Raw genomic sequence first — 23422 nt, 5'->3', positions numbered from 1 at the left:
AATTTATGATTGATTTATTCAACCAGTTGTAACGTTCCTTCCACTGCATCTACACGGATAATCCGATGCGTGCTGGACGCTGCCTCCGTGTAATAGAGTTTAGCTTCGGAATGCTCGTGAACCAACGACTCCATCCCCGGATGTGGAAGCTGATAGGTCCCTTGATCATCTGCACTGATAATAACCACTTGTGGCGCCCAATGATGAAGGCATGCTTCGGATAGATGGCTAGTATCACCATGGTGTGGTGCTTGCAGGGTGTGAATTTGCCCAATCTCGTCATCGTAGGGCTTCCAAAAATCAACGCCTACATCCGAGGTGAGCAGTGCTTTTGAGTTTTCTTTATTCTTAATTAATACAGCTAAGGATGTGTGATTCAGCATGCGGTCGATAGCGGTCAATCTCTCCTCCTGAAGATCCAGATTGGTTACGTCCAGCAGCTCCAATTCTTCTGCCAATTGCCTCAATCTGTGATGGCTTGGCATGAGGATTCGGAACGCCATATCACCCTCAATAATGGTAAAAGGCTCATGGATCTGAGTCACTGTAATGCTTAGTTCCTCCAGCAGGTTGAGGATGGATGCATATAGCGAGAGCGAACCCAGAATTGGCGTGGTAAAATCATTTAATCCGCTTTTCTGTACATGTTCCGGTAATGGGATATGCAGGATGACCTCTTCAACAGGGACATGACCCAGAATGGGAAGCACTCCACCGATATGATCTTTGTGAAAATGGGTCAGGACCAGCACGTCAATCTTCTCAATCTCATACTCCCGAAGGTATTGATCGAGGCTACACCGGCGAGGGTTGGTCATTGGGTCCACATCCCCGCCGTCTACCACGAGGCAGTAGGTGCAGTTCTCCTCCATCCGCCGAATGACCGTTGCCTCACCAAAACCTACATTAAGAAAATCGATAAACCACTTCATTCCGTTCCTCCCATCGAACGTTTAATGTAGAACACGGAGAACACCAGAACCAGCAGTACCATAATGACTGATGCTGCAGCTCCGTACCCAATTTGAAGGTTGTATACACCTTGCTTGTAGATATACTGTGTAATCGTCGTCGTGGAATTCGCTGGCCCGCCGCCAGTCAGGATGTTCACTTTATCAAATAACCGGAACGTATCGATGGTCCGAAGTAAAATGACCATGAACAGGGTCGGCAACATATTCGGTAATGTAATGTGAAGGAAAATTCGCATTTTGCCTGCTCCGTCTACTCTTGCGGCCTCATATTGTGAGCGTGGAACCGATTGTAACCCGGCATATAGCAGCAGGAAAGCGAACGGTGTCCATTGCCAAATATCAATAAACAATATGGCATTGAAGGCAATGTTAATGTCCATTAGGAAATTGAACGGTCCTACGCCAAACCAGTGGAGCAGATGATTAATAACCCCGTTATGGTTGCTGAGCATCATTTGCCAGATTAACGCCACTGTGACCGGTGGCAATAAAGACGGAATGAGCATCGTGATCCGCAGCACCTTTTGTCCGCGTCTCATGCTCTCGATAAGCACGGCAATCCCAAGCCCCAGAGCCGTTTCAATAGAAACGGCCAGAAGCATGAATTTAATCGTATTCCAGACGGCTTGAAGAAACTGTTCATCCTGAATAATCTTCATATAATTGCTTAACCCGATGAACTCCTTCGCATCGCTCGCCAAGTAATAATAATCGGTGAAGCTGTTCGTAATCGTGTAGATCAACGGGAAAACGGTGACACAGATCAATAACAAGGTTACTGGTGCCAGCATCGCCCATTGAAAGCCTCGTTTACTAGCCAAGTTCAGTCCACTCCTTTAGATTGAATGAACCTCTTATTGCATGATGTCATTCATTGCCTTGTTTGCATCTGATAGTGCCTTATCCACGGTTTTGGTTCCTGCAATAGCAGCGGACAATTCAGCACCGAGAGCTTCTTCTACTTGTGACCATTTTGCTGTTCGTGGTCTTGCTACCGAGTTCTGTAATGCCTCCAGCATAACGGGGAAATGTTTATACTTTGCAGTAAGTTCAGCGTCCTGATAGACACTTTTCCGAGTAGGCACACCACCATGTTCCACCATTTGCTTCTGCGTGTCACTGCTGGTGATGAATGACAGGAACTCAGCGGCAAGTTCCGGATTGTGAGAGTTGGCAGCTACACCCATCATCCAGTTGCCGATCATGCCTGTAGGAACGGATTGAGCGTCAGATGAGGCCTTGGACGGGATTACAGCATAATCCGCACTGGCGGTTTCACCTTTGATGAACCAGGATGGCCAGCCGAGAGCCATCGCTGCACGGCCTTCCGACACGGATCCGACAATGTCGGTGTTCTCATAGTTTTCTCCTACAGCGAGCAGGCCGATATAGGTATCTAACGCTTGCCGACCGGCGTCAGAGTCAATCTGTGCTTTCCAATTATCGTCGAAGATCTGTCCGCCTTGTGCCCAGAACAACGGCAGGAAGTCGGATACGATCGGGTTACCCTGCTGACCGCGAATGACGTAGCCAGCAGTTCCATCCTTCGCATGAATGGCCTTGGCCATCTCAAGCACGTCTGCCCAGTTTTCCGGAACATCATAGTTATTGCTCTTCAGCAGTTCTTGATTGTAGAAGAACAGCTGCACGTTGCCGGAGAAAGGAAGTGCATACAGATCTCCTGTAGCATACGGGGACTTCCCAAGGGCGAGGGAGGACTCTTCGAAGTCTGTGTCTTCCTTGATTCCGAGGTCAGACAGTTTGGCAAAAATGTTTGCTTCACTGAATTGTGGCATCCACGGATCATCCGCCATAATCAGATCATATGCGCCATTTTTATTCTTCGCATCGAGGGATACCTTTTGCTTCAAATCAGCGGATTCCAGCCCGATAATATCGATCTTCACATTGTGTTCTGTCTCGAAAGATGCCTTAACTGCATTCATCGCATCGACATGGGAACCACCTCTTGCCGCAATGACCAGCTTATCTGTTCCTTGACTTGAACCTTGTCCAGCAGCCTGTTCCTGAGATTGACATCCGGTGAACAGTACCGCCGTTGTTAACAACATACTCAGCATATACGACATCTTTTTTCTCATTTTTCTCTCACATCTCCCTATTCTTTAACTGCACCGGCGGTTAAGCCGCTAATTAGATGTTTCTGCAAGAAGATGGCTGTCAGCAGTACTGGCAGCACAGATACCAGACCGCCGCCCGCTACCTTACCCCACTCTGTCAGTTCCTGCTCGCTGTTCAGTGTGGCGAGTTTGAGTGGAATGGTGAAACTGTCAGGGCTTTGGATGAAGATTACACTGTACAGATATTCATTCCATGATGCCATGAAGGACAAGATCGTCACGGCAGCAATCCCCGGCAACACCAGCGGCAGCATCACTTTGTAAAAAATCATAAATTCAGATGCACCATCGATCCGCGCACTTTCCTCGATTTCACCTGGAACACCGTAGAAGAATGCCATCATAAACCAAATGACGAGAGGGATATTCATCAGGACATGCGCGATGATAATCGGAATCTTTGTATTCAGCAGTCCTGCGTCGTTCATCATGATGTACAGTGGCAGTGCAAACGTAATCGGCGGCAAGACACGAACCAGCAAAATCCAGATCATGAGCGAGTTTTTGAAGATTTTGAAATGACTTCGGAAGGTTCTGCGTCCAAGTACATATGCAGAGGTCAATCCCAAAGCCAGTACGATCAACATCGAGCTGATTGTGATCACGAAACTATTGAACATGGGCTGGATGTAGTTGTCTTCCGTAAAAATACGGAATATATGTTCCAGTGTTATGGATTGCGGAAATATGGATACTTTAGCAAACAAATCAGACGATTTCTGGGTAGCAATGACGAGCATCCAATAGATCGGAAACAGCGTCCATAGGAGTAAAACCATGAAAGTTCCGTATTTTAGACTTACATTTAATCTGTTCAATCTGTTCTCCTTCCCCTCATATGTCTAGACGTCTATACGACTACTATAGATTTGATTTATTAGCTGAATATCATCGAAATATTAAGTAGTGTTAATTAGGAGAGGATTTCTGTCCCGATATCCAAACTGTGGTAAACTAGTAGAATTGTAGAAATACATAGAGATAGGAGCTGGATAACGAAGTGAGTGGAGAACAAGTACTATCAATTGAAGGCTTGCGTATGCGGTACAACGGTCGTTATGTGCTGAACGGCATTGATCTGGAAGTGAATCGCGGAGAGATGATTGGTTATATTGGTCCGAATGGGGCTGGCAAGAGTACGACAGTCAAGATTTTACTCGGGCTGGTTGAAGGATATGTAGGCACGGTTCGAATCTTTGGCAAGGATATCGCGAACGGTGATGTGGAATATAAACGCAGAATCGGGTATGTCCCGGAGGTGGCGGAATTGTACGAACAATTAACGCCTGCGGAGTATCTGACATTCACGGGGGAATTGTATGGCCTGTCCTATGAAGATGCGGATTACAAAGCCAAGCTATTGATGGATTGTTTTGGATTGGAAAAATCATATCATTCCCGCATTGCATCCTTCTCCAAAGGCATGCGTCAGAAAGTGCTGTTGATCTCTGCGCTGCTGCATGACCCGGATCTGTTGTTCCTGGATGAACCGCTCAGCGGATTGGATGCCAATAGTGTGATGGTGGTAAAGGAAATTTTGTCGCAGTTGTCAGCCAAAGGTACGACCATCTTCTATTCGTCCCACATCATGGATGTGGTGGAGAAGATCAGCAGTCGAATCGTATTGATTGCTGAAGGGCGAGTGGTAGCAGATGGTACATTCAAGCAGCTCCAGCAACAGTCCATGGAAGGCACACTGGAGGAAGTATTCAATCAATTGACGGGCTTCAATGAGCACAAAGTCATTGCTGAGCGCTTTGTATCGATTGTGCAGGAGGTGTACTAATATGGAGGAATCCTCCGACTTCCGCACGCTGAAGATCCTGGATCGCTTTCGGCCAATCATCGCTAGAACAGGGGCGGATTATGATGTGCTTCGCCTGATTTTGCGAGTGAAATTCCAGATGGATCAGCGCAGAGTGCCTACCATTTTGTCATCAAACTCAGCGAAAAAGGAGAACAAGGACGGAAATCAGTTTCTTCGTTCCCTGTGGTTGTATGGATTAATGGGACTGTTGATGGTGCCCTTTGTTGTGTGGGATACGGGGCATTTCATGCTTCAGATGGGTCTTGTGTTCGGTATATTAATGTTTATGATCATGACGTCCATGATTTCGGACTTTTCCTCTGTGCTCTTGGACATCCGGGATCGCAATATTATCATGACAAAGCCCGTTAATGGGCGAACGGTGGGGATGGCCCGAGCCATACATGCTGGTGTCTATCTAATACTGCTGACGGGTTCATTAACAGGCGTACCGCTAATTGCCGGGTTAATTACGCATGGGATCGGATTCTTCCTGATCTTCCTCGTGGAATTAATTCTGATCAACATGCTGATTCTGGTGACAACGTCTTTGAACTATCTGTTTATGATGAAGTTTCTGGATGGCGAGAAGCTGAAGGATATGATCAACATGGTGCAGATTCTGCTATCGGTTGGAATCGCGATTGGTTATCAGCTAGTGATTCGTTCGTTCAGTATTATTGACTTTGATATGGTATTCACCCCCGCTTGGTGGCAATTACTGTTGCCTCCGTTATGGTATGCGGCTGTATTTGAATGGTTGTTCACCGGAGACGGGAACGTCTGGATATATACCTTCTCTGCAATGGCTGTGGTTGTTCCCGTTGTAAGCATGGCCATCTATGTGAAGCTTATGCCTTCCTTCGAGTTGTATTTGGAGAAAATGGCACACTCGGGTCAGTCTTCCGGACGCAGACGCGGAACGTGGGATCGTTGGATCTCCAAGCTGGTCAGCCGTTCCAGAGAGGAGCAGGCTTGCTTCCGTCTATCGGCCAGCATGATGCGCAATGAACGGGAATTCAAGCTGAAGGTGTATCCATCGCTTGGTCTATCATTCGTGTTGCCTTATGTATTCTGGTTCACCGAGTTGCAATCGTCCACCTGGGCGGAGTTTAGGCAAACTTCGTTTGTATACACTTTTTACATCGTGCTGATGCTGGTTGTAACGGTTGTGGTCATGCTGAAATATTCGGGACAATACAAGGCGTTCTGGACCTTTCGCGCTGCACCGATGGCGAATGATAGCGCGTTATATAAAGGTGCGCTGAAGGCGTTCTTGTGCAATATGTTCCTGCCTGTATTTGTGGTGAATGCCCTTGTGTTCACCTGGACATTTGGGCTACGGATTCTGCCGGATATTGCGATAATTCTGCTGACCGCTATGGCGCTTATCCCGTTAGCAGGCAAGTTGTTGTTGCGTAAGCCGCCATTCTCTCAATCTTTCAGTGTGGCGCAGCAAAGTGATAGCTGGTATGTATTTGCCGCCCTACCTGTGCTCGCCATGCTATGGGGAGTTCATGTCTTTTTCCGTTCGGTGTCAGGGGGCATCTGGATCTATGGCGCGATTCTGATTGTGGTCAATGTGCTCATGTGGACCTTATTATATCGGGTGAAGAAGACAGCGGAGAAGAGGTCGGTCGCAGTTTAAGAATAGCGTATGATAGTAAGAGTAATAGTAAGCACGAACAAGAGGGTGCATGCAACAAGAGGAACAGTTACATGAAAACTAATGCAGTTCCTATAAAGAGCGATGGAACAAAAGAGCCAAAGGGCAAGAGTATCGGAAGAATAAAGAAGAGCTAACCTTGACGTTGATGTCGAGGTTAGCTCTTTTTGATAGGTGATCTACTCCAGGGAAACCCTTGTCGTAGCGCTAACGAAACTGAGGAACGCTCTCCTTCCGAAAAGTAGCCGTTTAGCTCGAAAAAGGACCAAATTAGGCAAAATAGCGTCGCTGTGATTTGTTAGATATTAGATCCATGCTAAGGGGGGCAAATAGCGTGTATCCGATTCGTTAGTATGGAGTAAGGCAAGGAGGTTCTCTTTCACCTAGAGTAATGGAGAATGTGTTGGAGGTGTGAATATAATTTGGTGGCGGTGTGGGGATCTATTTCTGTTGGCCCGATCGGAGGGTGGATTCTGCCAGCCGATCGGCTGCATCCGCTGTGGAGATGATTGCAGATTGCGCAGCTTCTGCATATACCTTGCTCAGCGTGCCTGCAATCCCCGCCACGTTCTGGCGGATCAGGTCAGGCCCGGCGCCTTCCAGCTCGCAGGCGGTGGAGATGATTCCGCCTGCACCCAGCACATAATCAGGCGCGTACAGAATGCCGCGCGCCTGCATGCGGCCTGCAACCAGCTGTCGTTCACTCAGCTGGTTGTTGGCCGCCCCGGCAACGATGGAGCAGCGCAGCTCCTCCACCGTTGCCGGGGTCAGTACGCCCCCCAGGGCACAGGGGGCGAAGACCTTGCAGTCAGCGGCGTGGATATGGGCCGGATCGGCCGAGATGGCGCCGCTGAACTGCACAAGGGCACGTTGTACACGCTCCGGTACAACGTCTGCCACAATGAGCCGTGCCCCGGCTGCATGCAGGTAACGGCACAGGGCATACCCGACCTTGCCCAGTCCCTGGACGGCAACGGGTATGCCCTGCAAGGATGCAATGCCTTGCTGGCGCAGCGAGGTCACAATGCCGATGTGTACGCCGTAGGCGGTCATCTCGGCAGTGAAGTCATCCTGCGCCCCAAGTGAACCGGTGGTGTCCGTCACATGTGCGGTCTCCATTCGGATCTGGTCCATGTCTGTCGCCGTTGTACCCAGATCAAGACCGGTCACGTACCGCCCGTTCAGCCGCTCCAGACAACGTCCCAGTGCACGGAAGCGCTGCGCCCGCCTGGATACGTCATTATCCAGGCTTTTATCTTTATCAAATGTCACCTGATCAGCAGCGACTTTCCGTTCAGAGGCAACGCGCTCTTGCTGCTCTACCTCTAAGTCTCCAGCGACATGCTCAACGCTCGGAGACCCGTGACTACCTTGATCCGGTTTTGCATTCTTCGCAAAAGGTACATCCCATATGACCACTTTTCCACCGCCGTACGGTAGTCCAGAGATTGCATTTTTGTACGTCATGCCTTTGGCAAGCTTTACGGCATCCCGAACAGCTACATCTTCGGACGCATACGTCCAGTAACGGCATCCGCCCAGCGCAGGTCCAAGGGCCGTGCTATGAATGGCAATGACTGCCCTCAATCCACTATCTGCATCATGGCAAAAAATGAGTTCCTCCATGCCTTCCCGCTCCATCTCCTGCCATAACTGCATGACGGTACCCCCTTCTGTTTTGACCAATCCAACCTGGTTCTAATCTGGTTCTAACCTGCTATCTTGCGCGATCGTGCTCGGCTATATGATGATATAACATATTCACAGGCATCGGTTTTCGACCCTGGGACCTCCGCCGGGTTGATAATCGGTACAAACGGTTCTATAATGGCAGTTCCGGCATGCCGGAGAGCAGAAAATGCCTACGGATTTACATTCAACCGTTTAGAATGAGGGCATAACGTCCAATGATGGAGATAGAACGAACATACAGGAAGCGTGGATGAAACGAAGTCGTTGAGAATATGCAGCAGAGGGCCGAGTTAGCTGTGAAGGCCAGGAAAGAGGGATTGTGATTGTTTAAAATATTGGTATTTATCTTTTTGATCCAGATTGTATACGTATCGGCTTATACATTACGGATGATTCTGACACTCAAAGGACAGAAATATATCGCCGCTCTGATCAGCATGGGTGAGATTGTGATCTATGTACTCGGTCTGAATCTGGTGCTCAAGTATCTAACCCAACCTTCTGCCCTGATCGTCTACGCGGTAGGTTATGGACTCGGTGTGTTACTTGGGGCCTGGATCGAAGAGAAGATTGCCCTCGGTTACGTTACCGTTAAAGTCATCTGTAACCAGATGGGAAGCAACGTTGCGAATGCCCTGCGGGACAAAGGGTACGGCGTTACGGCCTGGGTGGGTAGTGGACGTGACGGAGATCGGCTCGTGATGGAGATTCTGGCGAAACGAAAGAACCAGAAACTGCTCTATCAGACGATTCTCAGTCTGGACCCCAAAGCATTTGTCATCACCGTAGAGCCCAAACAGTTCCATGGCGGCTTCTGGACACGTTCCATTAAAAAGTAAAATCGAGCAGGTCTGCAGCAGATGCAGTCCTGCTTTTTTAGTTTCATCCCATCCGAAATTTTCTTGTTGCCTAACGTATCTCTGAAACCTTACTCCCCAAGTTAACTCCGTACGATTCAAGGTTGCTTATAGTACAATCCCTTGCCGTACCAGCCATTCCCGCCTACATGTGAGATAGGGATTATTGTTGTAATCGCTTTCAACATTTACATTGAGAACATGTCCTTCGTAACACGGCATGGCAGCGATGGGCGAATATAATCATTATATTTCGGGAGGAATGGAATCGATGAAAATCAAATTTCGAAGTTTATGCAGCACAGCCTTGGCTCTGACGTTGGGGTTAACTTTATTGTCGGGACCGGCAAGTGTACAGGCAGCGGGTAACGCAGACTACAATCTCACAGGCTTCTCCCAAGGAAACGCAGGTGGCGGGATCATCAGTGAATCGAACACATCCACATATAAGAAAGTGTATAATGCGACCGATCTGGCGTTGGCTCTGAAAAAGAACTCCGGTGTCAAAGTCGTCGAGATCATGAACGATCTGAATCTGGGATGGAATGAAATTCCGAGTGCAGCGAAGACATCTCCTTTTGCCAAGCATAATGATGCGTTGACGCATCCCGTATTGAAACAGACAGGTGTCAGTAAGCTCACCATTGATGGTTTCAACGGACTCACGATTTTCTCCGCTAACGGTTCCAAAATCAAACACGTTGCGATCAGTGTGAAACGAAGCTCGAATGTCATTATCCGCAACCTGGAATTCGATGAGTTATGGGAATGGGATGAATCTACCAAAGGCGACTATGACAAGAACGATTGGGATTACATTACCCTGGAAGAGAGCAGCAACGTATGGATTGACCACTGCACATTCAATAAAGCTTATGACGGACTCGTCGATTCGAAAAAAGGAACCAGCGGCGTGACCATCTCCTGGTCCCTCTTCAAAGGGGATGACGGCAGCTCAAATAGCTGGGTTACCCAGCAGATCAATGAATTGGAAGCAAACAAGGCTTCCTATCCCATGTACAACTACCTGCGCAGCAGTGCGGTTGGTCTCAGCAAAGCAGACATTATCGCTATCTCTGGACCGCAGAAGAAAGGACATCTGGTCGGTTCCACCAGTCTGGAGTCGGCTAACGCCAATCTGTCCATGACGCTGCACCATAACCTGTACAAGGATATTCAGGACCGGATGCCACGTCTCCGCGGAGGTAACGCACATGCCTATAATATTGTGATGGATGCAACCGGAGCACGTGCCGCCAAAGCCAAAATCACCACCGCGATGTCAACAGCGATTGCGTCCAAAGGCTATAAGTTCGATATCATTGGCAATGGGGCAATCTCCACAGAGAGCGGAGCCGTATTGATCGAGAATTCAGTCATCAAGGATGTTCTGTATCCTGTTCGCAACAATCAGACTGATCCCGCCGATGCCAACTATACTGGCAAAATCAGAGTGACCGATACCATGTATTCTCTCGATGGAAGTTCGTTCCGAGGCAGCAGTGATACATCCGGCAGTCCGCTTGCACCGATCCCGGCCGTGGTAAAACCCTTCTCCTGGAACGGCTTCACGTCACTCCCTTACAACTATCAGGTGGATGACCCATCCACGCTGAATGCACGTCTCACCGCTTCCAATGGCGCAGGTTCTGGTAAATTGACCTGGTCCAAGGATAATTGGTTGAAGACAAGTTATTAGACGATGATGTGATTTAAATTCTGAGAACAAAGTGAGGGGGCATCAGAGTAACCTGTTGCTTTTTCATTCTTCAAACAAAGAAAAGAGTGCTCCTGCAGCTACGATAGCCGGGAGTACTCTTTTTATATGAATCAACCCCATAAACAGTTTGGCGGCCGTTTGAAGAATGATTCTTTGTAAGGGTGAATCATTTACAGCATGTTTTGGTCTTCAGGGTGAACGTTGTAAATCCGTTATTCATCTTGATTACCTCTGTGAGTAATTTATGACAAATTATCCATTTATACAAATTCACCTTGTAATTTTACTTACCGGTAAATATAATTTATTAGATTAGAACAGCCGTTTCTGTCTGATAGGGCTGGATATAGGGATGGTGAAGCAGCTTGGATGTATGGATATACTTCGCACTTACTCTTGTTTATTTGATACTTGTTATTCGGATGACCGTCGTTTTGACCCAGAGGAAGCAATGGCTGTCGTATTCCAGTTTTCAGTTATTCGTAGCGTTCAGCTTGGCATATGATAATGGAATTCTTGCTCTAGGTAATATAATAGGGGAAGGGGAACCGCTAATGGTTCTCAGTAGCCTTCGATTTTGGCTACATGCCTGTGCTACCCCTACCCTTATTCTTGTGAGCCAACATATCTTGCGTAGCTCAGGTGCCAAGTTTGCGAATAACAGTATAACGAATGTGGCAGCATGGCTGATAACACTGGGTCTGGTTTTCTACCAGATTGTAGGCTTTACTATATCGGAGGTTAAAAATCTCACTGTTATAGAAGAGTATGGAGTACTGAGGTATATGGCAGAAGGTCATGGAGGTCCGCCGATGATGGTTATCATCGTGGGGATTGTACTCTTATTTGTTAGTCTGATCGTTCTTTTCAAACATAAATGGGTATGGCTGTTTGTTGGGACTGCATTGTTGTTTGTAGGGCAGTTAATCTCCCTGCCAGTGGAAAGTGGAACTTTAACCAATGTGTATGAGCTGATCCTCATCCTCTCGATTTGGAGAACGACTACATTTTTGATGGATTCAACAGATCGTCGCCGTCTTTAAGCTCCGATGCATCAGAAAAGACTGGCCAGTAAGATAGAGGCCAGTCATCTGTGTTCATTCATTTCATTTTTTAATTCAGATATCCATGGTATCTGATGAGGCAGACGCAGCACTTACCGATTCACGATAGATGATGTTGCCTTTCACGTGTACACGACCGAAACTGCGGTTCGGGTTGTCGATCTTCTTGAGCATGGACTGAACTGCCGTGCGTGCCATCTGTTCCACATCCACTTCGACGGTTGTCAGCTTGGGATCGGAGAGCATGGCATAGATATCATTATCAAAACCAACAACAGAGCATTGGCCAGGTACCTGAATATCCATGGAAGTCAGTTTTTGAACCAGTAGATGAGCGACCTGATCACAGTTGCATACAAAGGCCGTTGGCAGCTGCTCGGGCAGATCAATCTCAATAAACGTACCCCGTTCATCCCGATCATCCAGAACCAGATCCGGATTCATCGGCAACCGATGTTCCAGCAAGGATTTGTAATATCCGAGGAATCGGTCCTGAATGCTGCTTGTGGAATACAGGTTCCCCACGTAAGCAATGTTACGGTGACCCTGCTGAACCAAATAGTTCGTCAGTTCATAGGCAGCGTAGAAGTTATCGGTAACGACGGAATCGATATCCGAATGTTCATCGTAGAAGTCGAGAAACATCTTGGGAACATCCATTGATCGCACCAATTCAATATACTCTTTGCTGATCTGTCCAAGCACGATGAAACCATCAACCTTGTTATCGCTGTATAGCTTGGGAAGCGTTAACTCTTCCTCATCCTCCACATTCAGAATATGCAGAATGCCGTAATAGCCCTGTTCCTCCAGATGTTTGGTGATGCGCTGGAACACGCGTACATAGAACGACTGCGTAGGCCCGGTAAAACGCTCCGGGATAATTACGCCAATATTATGGGTTAAGCCTTCCTTCATGGAACGGGCAGCAGCATTATACCGGTAGCCCATTTCAACAGCAAGCACTTTAATTTTTTCCTTTAATTCGCCACTCACGCCATCTTTATCATTCAATGCTTTCGAGACGGTCACACTGCTGACCCCGAGCCTGTCGGCGATATCCCGCATGGTGATATTGTTCTTCAGTATGGTCGCCTCCTTCAAGCCGGTATAGGCACAATGTGCTGTCATTATGATGAGCGCTTTCTCCATACATAATAACAATCCATATCAGTATACATCGTTACCAACTTGGAATAAAGCCATTCTGACTGTTGTTTCGCTATTTTCAGCATATTTCAGGTTTGCATGAAAGGTTGCTACAGCGATGTTATGTCAATTGTTTCTGTAAAAGCTTCTCATTCTGTTCTATCAGCTGACCCCGCTGGCTGGCACAGTCCAGTGAACGATATGGATCAGCCGGTGTATTGAACGTATAATCGACTAGTTTTTCCAGCGTGGTTGTTGCCACATGACAGCGGGTATCACTGGATGCGTAATAGATAAAGACCTCATTATTTTCGTTGACTACAGCACCATTGCAGAAAATAACATTGGATACATCGCCTACACGCTCATCGTCATAAGGGGCAATGAAGTGGCCGCCCGGCTTGGCGATAATACGCGCCGGATCATTCAGATCCGTAGCGAAGGTGTATAACACATAACGCAGGCCTGCCGCGGTGTTCCGAACCCCGTGAGCAATGTGAATCCAGCCACGATCCGTCTTGAGCGGAGCAGGGCCCTGGCCATTTTTGACCTCATAGACCGTATGATATTGCCGTTCGTCGATAATCGTCTCTTCATGAATGACCGGGTTCAATATATCCTCACACAGACCGAAGGCAATTCCGCCGCCGCTGCCTGTTGAGATGAATCCGTCCTGTGGACGGGTGTAGAAGGCATACTTTCCATCCACGAATTCCGGGTGCAATACGACATTGCGCTGTTGAGGGGAATTCGTTGTTATGTTGGGCAACCGTTCCCAGCTTGTGAGATCTCGTGTCCGAACCAGTCCTGCCTGTGCCACTGCGCTGGACGTGTCAAATGCAGGTGCTTCCGGGTCTTTGCGTTCCGAGCAATAGATGCCATAGATCCAGCCATCCTCATGTTGAACCAAGCGCATATCATATTGATTGGTTTCATCCGCATCAATATCTTCCCAGACTAATGGTTTACCTGTAAATCGGAATCCGTCGATGCCATTGTCACTCTCGGCGAGCGCGAAGATCGATTTGCGATCCAATCCTTCGGTACGAATAACCATGACGTATTTGCCATTGAAATAGATGGCTCCCGGATTCAGCGTCGCATTAATGCCCAGACGCTCCATGAAATGCGGGTTGGTCGTCTCATCCAGATCGAATCTCCAATGCAGCGGTACATGATGGCGAGTGATTACCGGATATTGATACCGATCATATACGCCGTTGTAGAAGGAAGAATTGATCTCATTGGGGCGAGTAAGCAGCTGCTCCTGTTTCTCCAGTAACTCCTTGTATTTCGGGTGTATCATTCTGATCCCATCCTCTCGATTAGTTCAATACAGAATCTGCTATTGTGATACGGACATTTCCACGGTCCGGCAATTTCGCTCTGATCCGGTGTGCCGTTCCCATCAACCGACCAGTACCATTCCCCACCAGCGCGCTGATCTATGATGTTTTCTTTCGTATATCTCCACAGGCGTTCCACTCTCTCCAGAAACAGTGGATCACCTGTACGCTGATATGCATTATAGAAACCGACCATCGCCTCGGCTTGAACCCACCAAATTCGCTTCTCATCGATATGTTCACCTTCTTGTTCATTTAGCAGGGAACCATCAGCATTCACGGCTACATTGGAGATGTTATAGGCAATATCTGTTACCATCGCTGCATACTCCGGATGTTGTTCCAGCCCCAGCACTTTTAACGTTTCGTCGATCAGCCAGCTGGCTTCAATGTCATGTCCGAACGAGCGCAGATCGATGATGGATTCCCACTGTTTGTTGAAAAATACCCCGAGAAACTTGGTGTCTTGGTCATACACGCGTTCATACAAAATTCCGAGCAGGCGTCCCAGTGCCGCCTTCACTTGTTGATCCGGCCACACTCGATAGAGCGTGGTGTAGGCCTCCAGCACATGGATATGCGTATTCATTGTGTAGTCCGCAATAACCCCATTTTCGCTCAGCATTTCATTGGGCTGTTCCTTCCATGTGCGATCAAATTGTTCCTTGTACGCAGGTAGTTCGGCATCCAGACCTTTGTCCTCGATTAGAGCGAAAAGCATTTTCGCAAGTTCCAATGCAGAAGCATCCCCGGTAGCACGATAGTACTCACTGAGTGAATACACGCCGAATGATTGCGTATACACATGTTTGCTCGTGTCCAGCGCTTCCCCTGTGTAATCTACCATCCAGTACATGCCGCCATATTCGGTATCCATCACATGATCGGCGAGAAAACGGTATGCATGTTCAGCGTGCTCGCGCCATCTCTCGTTTCCGGTAACCCGATACGCTGCTGCAAAAGACCAGAGTTGCCGTGCCGTGGCGATCCCGCCTTTGGGTGCCTGTTGATTAACCTGAAGATCATTGCCGACCCAGCCGTAGAATCCACCGTGGGTTGTATCTTTGAGGTTGGACCAGAAGGGTAAAATCTGCTTTTCCCAATGTTCCTTCATCTCAGATTGGAGTTGGGTTGTTTTGGTATTCATAAGTGAGCACTCCTTCAACGTGTTACATCAATCTCGATTCGTTAAGTTAACGGTAACTTTATTAAACAATATTAGTGCTCTGAAAAACAGATGTCAACGAATTACCTCGCAATTTTTATTGTTAGGTTATAAATAAATAAATTGACAGGTAAGCGTTACCATAATAGAATTCATTTTGTAACCTTAACGATAACTTAACAAATTTAAGAAAGGGGTCGAAACAATTGAGAAAAAACAAAGGTTGGATGATGTTGCTGACGATGCTGCTCATCACTTCACTACTTGCTGCATGTTCATCCGGAGGTGGATCTTCGCAGGCAGGGGAGGAGATCAGTACAGATCCGGCAGATATCAAAGGTGAAATAACCGTTCTGACGCAACGGACAGATATTGTGGATACCGTGTTCAAAGACTACGCGGCAGAATTCAACAAGGAATATCCCGATGTAAAAGTAAACTTTCAGGCGCTGGCCGACTACGAAGGACAAGTGAAAATCCGTATGAGCACCAAGGATTATGGTGATGTACTGATGATTCCGACCAGTGTTCCGATCGCAGATATCCCGGACTTTTTCGAGCCGCTCGGCACGTACGATGAATTGAAAGACAAATACACCGCCATTGAAGAACGCATGGTGGATGGTCAGGTCTACGGTATTCCTACCGTGATCACGTTCTCCGGAATCATTTATAACAAACAGGTCTTCAAAGAAGCAGGCATTATGGAAATTCCAAAAACACCGGAGCAATTCCAGGCTGCGCTTCAACTGGTCAAAGACAATACAGATGCGGTTCCGCTTTACACCAACTATGCATCTGGCTGGGCATTAACCCAATGGGAATCGGATCTGCCAACAGTTGCAGGCAGTGTGGATTACGTTAACGTGGACCAACCGAACACAGATGAGAACTTTGTGCCTGGTCAGCCGCACTATGAACTATATAAAGTGCTCTATGATGCAGCCAAGAACGGTCTAATTGAGAAAGATCCAACGACAACCGACTGGGAAAGCTCCAAAGCGGATCTCGCCAAAGGCAAAATTGCTACAATGGCACTGGGCTCTTGGGCGATCACACAGATCCAAGGGATGACGGATAACCCGGACGACATTGGATTCTTACCTTTCCCAACCAATGCAAGTGAGGTTGTAGTTCCTCTCTCCGCCGACTATAACATCGGCATGAACGTGAACAGTGAGAACAAACCTGCTGCCAAAGCCTGGATTGACTGGTTCCTGGCGAAATCGAACTACGCAGTTGAACAGGGCGGCGGTATGGATGCAGACAAGAATGCTGAATTGCCACCGATTTTGGATCAGTATAAAGATGTGAAATTCTCCACGCTTACACCTGCAAAAGAAGGTCAGGAAGGTCTGGTCGACAAGATCGATAACGAAGGTGAGATCGGCCTCTGGCAGCCTGACTTCAAGAAACGCATTATCGAAGCAGGTATTGGGAACCGCAAGGAATCGTATGACGACATCATGAAAGATCTGAACGACAAGTGGGTAAAAGCAAGAGCAGAACTCACGAAATAACGAGAATGACCTGAGTGGATCTGGCGGTAAAAGGACTGCGGGGGCATGTAAGTCCATGTATAAATGGAGCATCTGGCATTCGGAAGCATGATGCCAGATGCTCTTCCTCGGCAGTTGTTCCACCAGAATTCCATTGGATGGGAGTCTTTCGATATATAGGCGGGAGAACCGCTTGGAGGTGTGGAGAGCATGAAGTACTTAAAACTTTCGAATTGGGGCTACTCAGCGCAACGCATATTTATCATCTGTGCCTTCTCAATTATTCCGCTGGCGTTGCTGTTCACGTTTGCATACTTACCAGTCATCAACATGTTCAAATACAGTTTCACCGATTGGAACGGATACAGTAAAAGGTTCGATTATGTTGGCTTTGAGAACTACACGCGCATATTCAGTGATCCCGAATATTTCAAAGTATTTATTGTCAGCCTGTATTACTTCGTAGCCACGTTCTTACAGATGGGATTGGCGCTTTACTTTGCCACGATTCTGAGTTTCAAAGTTCGAGGCAAAAACTTCTTCAAAGGCATACTGTTCTTCCCTTATTTGCTGAATGGGGTAGCCATCGGTTTTATCTTCCTTTTTTTCTTCAAACCGGACGGTACACTCGATATGCTCATGCATGCTGTAGGGTTGGGACAATACACGCAGCTCTGGCTCGGTAATCCTAATATTATTAACGTGTCACTCGCAGGTGCATCGGTATGGAGATACATGGGTTTTAACTTTATCATTTTCCTGGGTGCAATCTCCTCCATTCCGAAGGATGTGTATGAAGCATCCGATATTGATGGTGCCAATCGCTGGCAGCAATTCCGCCACATCATCCTGCCAAGCATTACACGCATCCTGCAGCTCAACCTGATCTTGGCGATTAGCGGCGCAATTAGTGCGTTCGATATTCCATATATCATGACTGATGGTTCCAACGGCAGTATGACATTTGTAATCCAGACGGTTCATTTGGCGTTTAAATATGGCAAGCTGGGACTGGCATCCGCCATGGCTGTGGTGCTGCTCTTGATCGTTATTCTCGTTACGCTCGTTCAGCGCGTCACCATGAAAGGGGAGGAATGAACGTGAACCAATTCAAATACACCCTTGCGAGCGTGGTTAAATATGCTTCCCTGGTTATTGCGGCGTTTATCGCGCTGTTACCCATCGTGGTCATCCTGTTTGCCTCTCTCAAAACCAATGCGGAATACGCTACCAGCAGCCCGCTTGCCCCGCCAGCCAACTGGCTGAACTTTGCGAACTATGCGAAGGCTTTTGTGGATGGCAACATGCTGGTCGGTTTCAAAAATACAATTATTATCCTGATCATCTCCATTATAGGTGCAACCTTAACGGGTTCCATGATCGCGTATGTGCTGGATCGTTTCAAATTCAAAGGCAAGAAAATCATGGTCGCGGCATTCCTGCTCGCCACCCTGATTCCAAGTGTTACGACGCAGGTCGCCACATTCCAGATCATCAACGCCCTAGACCTGTTTAACACGCGCTGGGCAGCCATCGTGATGTACCTGGGTACAGATATCATCGCGGTGTATATCTTCCTGCAGTTCCTGGGTTCCATCTCAAGTGCACTGGATGAATCCGCCATGCTGGATGGCGCATCATACTTCACGATCTACTGGAAAATCATTCTGCCACTGCTGAAACCAGCCATTGTAACGGTCATTATCGTGAAGGGCGTTAACATCTATAACGACTTCTACACACCGTTCCTGTACATGCCGAAGACCGATCTACAGGTCATATCCACCGCCTTGTTCAAATTCAAGGGACCGTTCGGATCGCAGTGGGAAGTCATCAGCGCTGGCATCATGATCGCCATTATTCCAACGATGATCATCTTCTTGCTGCTACAGAAGTACATCTACAACGGCTTCGCGCAAGGCTCCGTTAAATAAAAAACGAAAGGCTATATGAAATGCATATGAGAATGCACAGGAACGAAGAGGACAGAAAAAAGCTGGAGAAACGAAGTGGTCGCATTTATCCCCGGATTTCCCCCTTTGATAAGGGTATCAAAAAATCTGGGGATAACGGCGATCGGAAGGTTGTTCTGTCATCAAAGTGGTCTAGTGTAATTTTAGTATTCATTTCATAAAGCCTAACCGAAGGGAGAAATGAAAAATGTCAGTTGCCGAAACGAAAAACGTATACATTGTTGGGGACGCTTTGCCGAATATGCCGTGGGAGAACAAACCGGAGGGAACGGAAGGCCCGGTATGGAGACACTCGGCGAATCCAGTGGTTCCGCGTAATCCGGTCAAAGGCGTTGCCCGCATTTTCAACAGTGCCGTTGTTCCTTATGAAGGAAAATTCATTGGGGTATTCCGTGCTGAAACCGTTAATGGCCGTCCGCACCTTCACATGGGAGCGAGTGAGGACGGTTTGGAGTGGACGATTGAAGAAGAGCGCATTGCATTTGTGGATGAGAATGGCGATCCGTTCATGCCGAACTATGCGTACGATCCACGTTTGGTCAAAGTCGAGGATACGTATTACATCATCTGGTGTACAGACTTCTACGGTGCAGCACTGGGCCTGGCCAAAACAGATGACTTCAAAACATTTGTCCGCCTCGAAAATCCAATGCTGCCATTCAATCGTAATGGTGTGTTGTTCCCGCGCAAAATCAACGACAACTATGTGATGTTGTCCAGACCAAGTGACAGTGGACATACACCATTCGGAGATATTTTCCTGAGTGAGAGCCCTGATCTTGTGTACTGGGGCAAGCACCGTCATGTGATGAGCAAAGGCGGTCAGGGCTGGTGGCAATCGGTCAAAATTGGTGGCGGCCCTGCTCCGATCGAAACGTCCGAAGGCTGGCTGATGTTCTACCACGGCGTCACGGGAACCTGTAATGGATTGGTATATAGCATGGGGGCGGTCATTCTGGATCTGGATGAGCCTTCCAAAGTAAAGTATCGTTCCTCTAACTTCGTGCTGACACCGGAAAAGTGGTATGAAGAACAAGGCTTCGTTGATAACGTCATCTTCCCATGCGCAACGCTGCATGATGCCGAGACCGGACGTATCGCCATCTATTACGGTGCTGCCGACACGTATGTGGGCGTGGCGTACACGACCATCGAAGAGATCGTGAACTATGTGATCGAGACGGACGAGGTTATTGCAGGTGACCGCGAGGAAGGCAAGCTGTAATTGTAGTAAAACCTAAAAAAGTTAATTCACACACTAACGGAGAGTGCAGAACCAATCTGAAGAAACGGAGTGTTCGCATTTATCAACGGATTTTACCCTTTTAAAGGGAATCAGAAAATCTGGGGATAACGGCGATCGGAAGATGGTACTGCACTCGGAGTGACAGGAACGGTGAAAGGGGCTTTACAGTGCCAACATATATGGATTACATCAAAGGATTTACATTTGGCTGGATGAGTGGCAAGGGTGACTTCCGCAAGCCGGAGGCCAAAGAATCCTTGCGTCTGATGGCTGAACGCACAGGCAGTTCACATGTTATTTTTGCACTGGCGGCACATCAGGATCATCCGCAGGCGGTAGAAGTGAAGTACCGGGGTGCACATCTGGTGGAGGATGATGAACTGGTCGACATGATTCGTTATGCCCGCACACTCGGGCTGCGTGTCATTCTGAAACCAACCGTCAACTGCACCGACGGCACATGGCGTGCACACATTAACTTTTTTGATATCGATGTGCCTTGTGAGCCGAAGTGGAAGGATTGGTTCCGCAGCTACACGGCATTTCAGAAGCATTATGCAGCGATTGCAGAGCAGGAAAAGTGCGAGATGTTCATCGTAGGCTGTGAGATGGTGCAATCCGAGCGTCGGGATCAAGAGTGGCGCGAGGTGATCGCTGGTGTGCGTGAAGTGTACACTGGACTGGTGTCATACAACACAGACAAATATCAGGAAGGTCATGTGAAGTGGTGGGATGCAGTGGACGTGATCTCTTCCAGTGGTTATTATCCCATTGGAGATTGGGAGGCGCAGCTGGATCGAATTGAGCAGGCGATTGCTCCCTATGGCAAACCCTTTTTCTTCGCGGAAGCAGGCTGTCCCAGCCGCGATGGATCAGCCCAGGTACCGAACGATTGGGGACTGGAAGGCGAAGTGAGCGCTGAGGAACAGGAGCGTTTCTATGAAGCGATGTTCCGGCATGTCAGTCAGCGTGACTGGGTACGCGGGTTCGGTCTATGGGATTGGAGCGCACATCTGCATGCGGAGAAGAATGCGCTGATTGACGACGGTTATGGGGTGTATGGTAAGCCTGTGGAGAAAATGATTCGTCGGTTCTATGAAGGCATCACTGTAGAAACTTAAACGAGAAACAAGAAGGTGTATGTGAAGATGAATCTCAGTGATATATCTCCATATGTACTTTGATGATTTCCATGCTGTGAGCAAGGAATAGCAGATAATGGTGGAACTTATTTTTCCAGTTGTAATTCACATTCAGATCAAAAAGCCTTTCCTCCTACAGGAAAGGTTTTTTGGCTATTTTAGTAACAACACATACCATGTCGAATTTTATTGACAAAAGGAGGGCTCCTGCCTATTCTTAATGAATGAATATGAGAATCATTATCATGAAATAGAGAAAAGGGGTTCTACATCCATGATTGTACAACATCGCAAATCTTCGGCTCTCACACTGGCAACTATGCTCTTGTTGCTATTGGTTATCGTGGGCTGCAGCAATACAGGAAGTGCAGATCAATCCTCATCTGCTGCTTCGGATCAAACATCTACGAAGTCGATTACGATGTCATGGCCACGTGATATCGGTACAATGAATCCGCATACGTACAATCCTTCGCAATTATTTGCCCAATCCATGCTCTATGAGCCGCTGATCAGTTACCAGAAGGACGGAAAACTGGAACCTGCCCTGGCAGAATCATGGACCATCTCCGATGACGGCAAAGTATACACATTCAAGCTTCGCCAAGGTGTGAAATTCTCAGATGGCACGCCATTTAATGCTGAGATTGTGAAAAAGAATTTTGAAGCTGTTATGAAAAATAAAGATACACATAGCTGGCTGGGCATTGTAGGCGTGCTCGACAAGACGGAGGTTGTGGACGATCAGACTTTCCAGTTGACACTCACAGAGCCGTATTATCCGGTCTTGCAGGATTTGTCTGTAGTTCGTCCTTTCCGCTTCCTGGGTGAAGCCGGATTCCCGGATGACGGAGATACTTCCCAAGGCATCAAAGAGCCGGTGGGTACTGGCCCGTGGATGCTGGCTGAATACAAGCAGGACGAATATGCCGTCTTCAAGCGTAACCCGAACTATTGGGGAACAGCACCGAAGGTAGATGAGATTACGGTTAAAATCATTCCTGATGGGGAGACCCGTGTCCTTGCTTTTGAAAAGGGTGATCTCGACCTGATCTACGGTGAAGGTGTGATCAGCCTGGATGCGTTCCAACAACTTCGTGACAACGATGAGTATGTGACCCAATTGTCTGATCCTGTGGGAACTCGCAGTCTGTTGCTGAACTCTTCCAATCCGAAGATGTCGGATGTCAGAGTACGGATGGCCCTCCAGCAAGGATTCAACAAACAGGCGATGGTGGAAGGCGTCACTTCCGGTTTGGAAGAGCCAGCCGATACCGTATTGTCCAAAAACTATCCGTACACCAATGTAGACTTGGAACCGATCACGTATGACGTGGAGAAAACCAAAGCGTTGTTGGATGAAGCGGGCTGGAAGCTGCCGGCTGGTGGTACGGTTCGTGAGAAAGACGGTCAGCAGCTTGATTTTGAGATGATTTTTGACAAGACGGACCCGATTCAGAAAGCGATGGCTGAGACCATTCAGGCAGAATGGAGCGAGCTTGGGGTTAAGGTAAACCTCACTGGACTGGAACTGACGGTACAGATCAAGCGTTTGAAAGCCAATGATTTCGACCTGTATTTCTGGTACAACTATGGTGCGCCATATGATCCACATTCCTTCATTAATGTTGTGGCGAACCCTGGATTCGGGATTTCCGAGACCTTGAGTGCGTTGCCGATGAAAAAGGAACTGGACGATCAGGTGCATGCAGCCCTGTCTTCCACAGACGAGACGAAACGCCAGGAACTATATGGCTCCATCCTGAAGACACTTCAGGAGCAATCGGCGATCGTACCGATCTCTTATATTAAGAAAACGGCTGTATATCAGAAGAAAATCTCCAACTTTATTTTCCCGGCGAATCGTGATGAAAATCCATTTGTGGGAATCGAATTGGGCGATCAATAATTAGTAATTACTTTAATTTCGGAAGTGGTAAGGCCTTGGTAAGGTCATGTAGCTTGATAAAAGGAGGAACGT

19 protein-coding genes are annotated in these 23422 nt (G+C 47.8%); 11 read left to right on the top strand and 8 right to left on the bottom strand.

The features are described 5' to 3' along the window. Window positions 1–14: 14 nt before the first annotated feature. From AC4G47_RS29070 to AC4G47_RS29055, 4 genes are read right to left on the bottom strand one after another with little or no spacing between them, the layout of a single operon-like run. The gene (locus AC4G47_RS29070; RefSeq protein ID WP_491103992.1) at window positions 15–932 is read right to left on the bottom strand and encodes a ComEC/Rec2 family competence protein; all 918 of its coding nucleotides are present in this window, start codon (window positions 930–932) and stop codon (window positions 15–17) included. After that, window positions 929–1795 carry a carbohydrate ABC transporter permease gene (locus AC4G47_RS29065; RefSeq protein WP_491103991.1) on the bottom strand — a complete coding sequence of 289 codons (867 nt, stop codon included), beginning with the start codon at window positions 1793–1795 and terminating at the stop codon, window positions 929–931. The genes AC4G47_RS29070 and AC4G47_RS29065 overlap by 4 nt, the downstream gene beginning before the upstream one ends. A gap of 33 nt (window positions 1796–1828) precedes the next feature. Next, window positions 1829–3076 carry an extracellular solute-binding protein gene (locus AC4G47_RS29060; RefSeq protein ID WP_458124536.1) on the bottom strand — a complete coding sequence of 416 codons (1248 nt, stop codon included), beginning with the start codon at window positions 3074–3076 and terminating at the stop codon, window positions 1829–1831. 17 nt (window positions 3077–3093) lie between these two features. Then, window positions 3094–3933 carry a carbohydrate ABC transporter permease gene (locus tag AC4G47_RS29055; protein ID WP_491103990.1) on the bottom strand — a complete coding sequence of 280 codons (840 nt, stop codon included), beginning with the start codon at window positions 3931–3933 and terminating at the stop codon, window positions 3094–3096. 182 nt (window positions 3934–4115) lie between these two features. On the opposite strand from AC4G47_RS29055, the gene AC4G47_RS29050 reads away from it, so the two are divergent. Together AC4G47_RS29050 and AC4G47_RS29045 are read left to right on the top strand one after the other, a co-directional pair. Beyond that, window positions 4116–4901: an ABC transporter ATP-binding protein gene (locus AC4G47_RS29050; protein ID WP_491103989.1), complete on the top strand. Its 786-nt coding sequence runs from the start codon at window positions 4116–4118 to the stop codon at window positions 4899–4901. A 1-nt stretch (window position 4902) separates the two neighbouring features. Further along, entirely contained in the window at window positions 4903–6570 is a 1668-nt protein-coding gene (locus AC4G47_RS29045; RefSeq protein ID WP_491103988.1) for a hypothetical protein, read from the top strand. A gap of 459 nt (window positions 6571–7029) precedes the next feature. Here AC4G47_RS29045 and AC4G47_RS29040 read toward each other — a convergent pair whose 3' ends face one another. Then, on the bottom strand, window positions 7030–8247 hold the full coding sequence (locus AC4G47_RS29040; RefSeq protein ID WP_491103987.1) for a Leu/Phe/Val dehydrogenase: 1218 nt from the start codon (window positions 8245–8247) through the stop codon (window positions 7030–7032). Between the two features lie 356 nt (window positions 8248–8603). Here AC4G47_RS29040 and AC4G47_RS29035 point away from each other — a divergent pair, with 356 nt between their 5' ends. From AC4G47_RS29035 to AC4G47_RS29025, 3 genes are all read left to right on the top strand, one after another. Next, the gene (locus tag AC4G47_RS29035; RefSeq protein ID WP_091012544.1) at window positions 8604–9119 is read left to right on the top strand and encodes a DUF2179 domain-containing protein; all 516 of its coding nucleotides are present in this window, start codon (window positions 8604–8606) and stop codon (window positions 9117–9119) included. A gap of 289 nt (window positions 9120–9408) precedes the next feature. Then, complete coding sequence (locus AC4G47_RS29030) at window positions 9409–10836, top strand: pectate lyase family protein (protein ID WP_491103986.1); 1428 nt, start codon at window positions 9409–9411, stop codon at window positions 10834–10836. 575 nt (window positions 10837–11411) lie between these two features. After that, window positions 11412–11900, top strand: coding sequence for a hypothetical protein (locus AC4G47_RS29025; RefSeq protein WP_491103984.1), 489 nt, complete (start codon window positions 11412–11414; stop codon window positions 11898–11900). Window positions 11901–11975: 75 nt separating this feature from the next. Here the strand turns inward: AC4G47_RS29025 and AC4G47_RS29020 are convergent, their stop codons facing one another. The 3 genes from AC4G47_RS29020 to AC4G47_RS29010 form a co-directional block, all read right to left on the bottom strand. Continuing rightward, window positions 11976–13052 (bottom strand): substrate-binding domain-containing protein, encoded by a 1077-nt coding sequence (locus AC4G47_RS29020; RefSeq protein WP_458124529.1) that lies wholly within the window; start codon window positions 13050–13052, stop codon window positions 11976–11978. Between the two features lie 139 nt (window positions 13053–13191). Then, the gene (locus tag AC4G47_RS29015; protein ID WP_458124528.1) at window positions 13192–14376 is read right to left on the bottom strand and encodes a glycoside hydrolase family 130 protein; all 1185 of its coding nucleotides are present in this window, start codon (window positions 14374–14376) and stop codon (window positions 13192–13194) included. Then, window positions 14373–15563: an AGE family epimerase/isomerase gene (locus AC4G47_RS29010; RefSeq protein WP_491103982.1), complete on the bottom strand. Its 1191-nt coding sequence runs from the start codon at window positions 15561–15563 to the stop codon at window positions 14373–14375. Before AC4G47_RS29010 ends, AC4G47_RS29015 begins: the two co-directional genes overlap by 4 nt. Before the next feature lie 224 nt (window positions 15564–15787). Between AC4G47_RS29010 and AC4G47_RS29005 the strand changes: the two genes are divergently transcribed. The 6 genes from AC4G47_RS29005 to nikA all read left to right on the top strand — a co-directional run bounded on the left by AC4G47_RS29005 (window position 15788) and on the right by nikA (window position 23350). Beyond that, the gene (locus tag AC4G47_RS29005) at window positions 15788–17101 is read left to right on the top strand and encodes an ABC transporter substrate-binding protein (protein ID WP_491103980.1); all 1314 of its coding nucleotides are present in this window, start codon (window positions 15788–15790) and stop codon (window positions 17099–17101) included. Between the two features lie 189 nt (window positions 17102–17290). After that, the gene (locus AC4G47_RS29000; RefSeq protein ID WP_017691677.1) at window positions 17291–18178 is read left to right on the top strand and encodes a carbohydrate ABC transporter permease; all 888 of its coding nucleotides are present in this window, start codon (window positions 17291–17293) and stop codon (window positions 18176–18178) included. Beyond that, window positions 18175–19014: a carbohydrate ABC transporter permease gene (locus tag AC4G47_RS28995; protein WP_491103978.1), complete on the top strand. Its 840-nt coding sequence runs from the start codon at window positions 18175–18177 to the stop codon at window positions 19012–19014. Before AC4G47_RS29000 ends, AC4G47_RS28995 begins: the two co-directional genes overlap by 4 nt. Window positions 19015–19240: 226 nt before the next feature. Then, window positions 19241–20278 (top strand): glycoside hydrolase family 130 protein, encoded by a 1038-nt coding sequence (locus tag AC4G47_RS28990; protein ID WP_491103977.1) that lies wholly within the window; start codon window positions 19241–19243, stop codon window positions 20276–20278. Window positions 20279–20478: 200 nt separating this feature from the next. Beyond that, window positions 20479–21420 (top strand): glycoside hydrolase family 113, encoded by a 942-nt coding sequence (locus AC4G47_RS28985; protein WP_491106825.1) that lies wholly within the window; start codon window positions 20479–20481, stop codon window positions 21418–21420. Window positions 21421–21715: 295 nt separating this feature from the next. Further along, entirely contained in the window at window positions 21716–23350 is a 1635-nt protein-coding gene (gene nikA / locus AC4G47_RS28980; RefSeq protein ID WP_491103976.1) for a nickel ABC transporter substrate-binding protein, read from the top strand. Window positions 23351–23422 lie beyond the last annotated feature (72 nt).

The sequence above is a fragment of the Paenibacillus sp. Negev47 genome, from assembly GCF_058313655.1.
The sequence above is the reverse complement of the archived record's forward strand: the minus strand, read 5'-3'. Positions and strand labels throughout refer to the sequence as shown.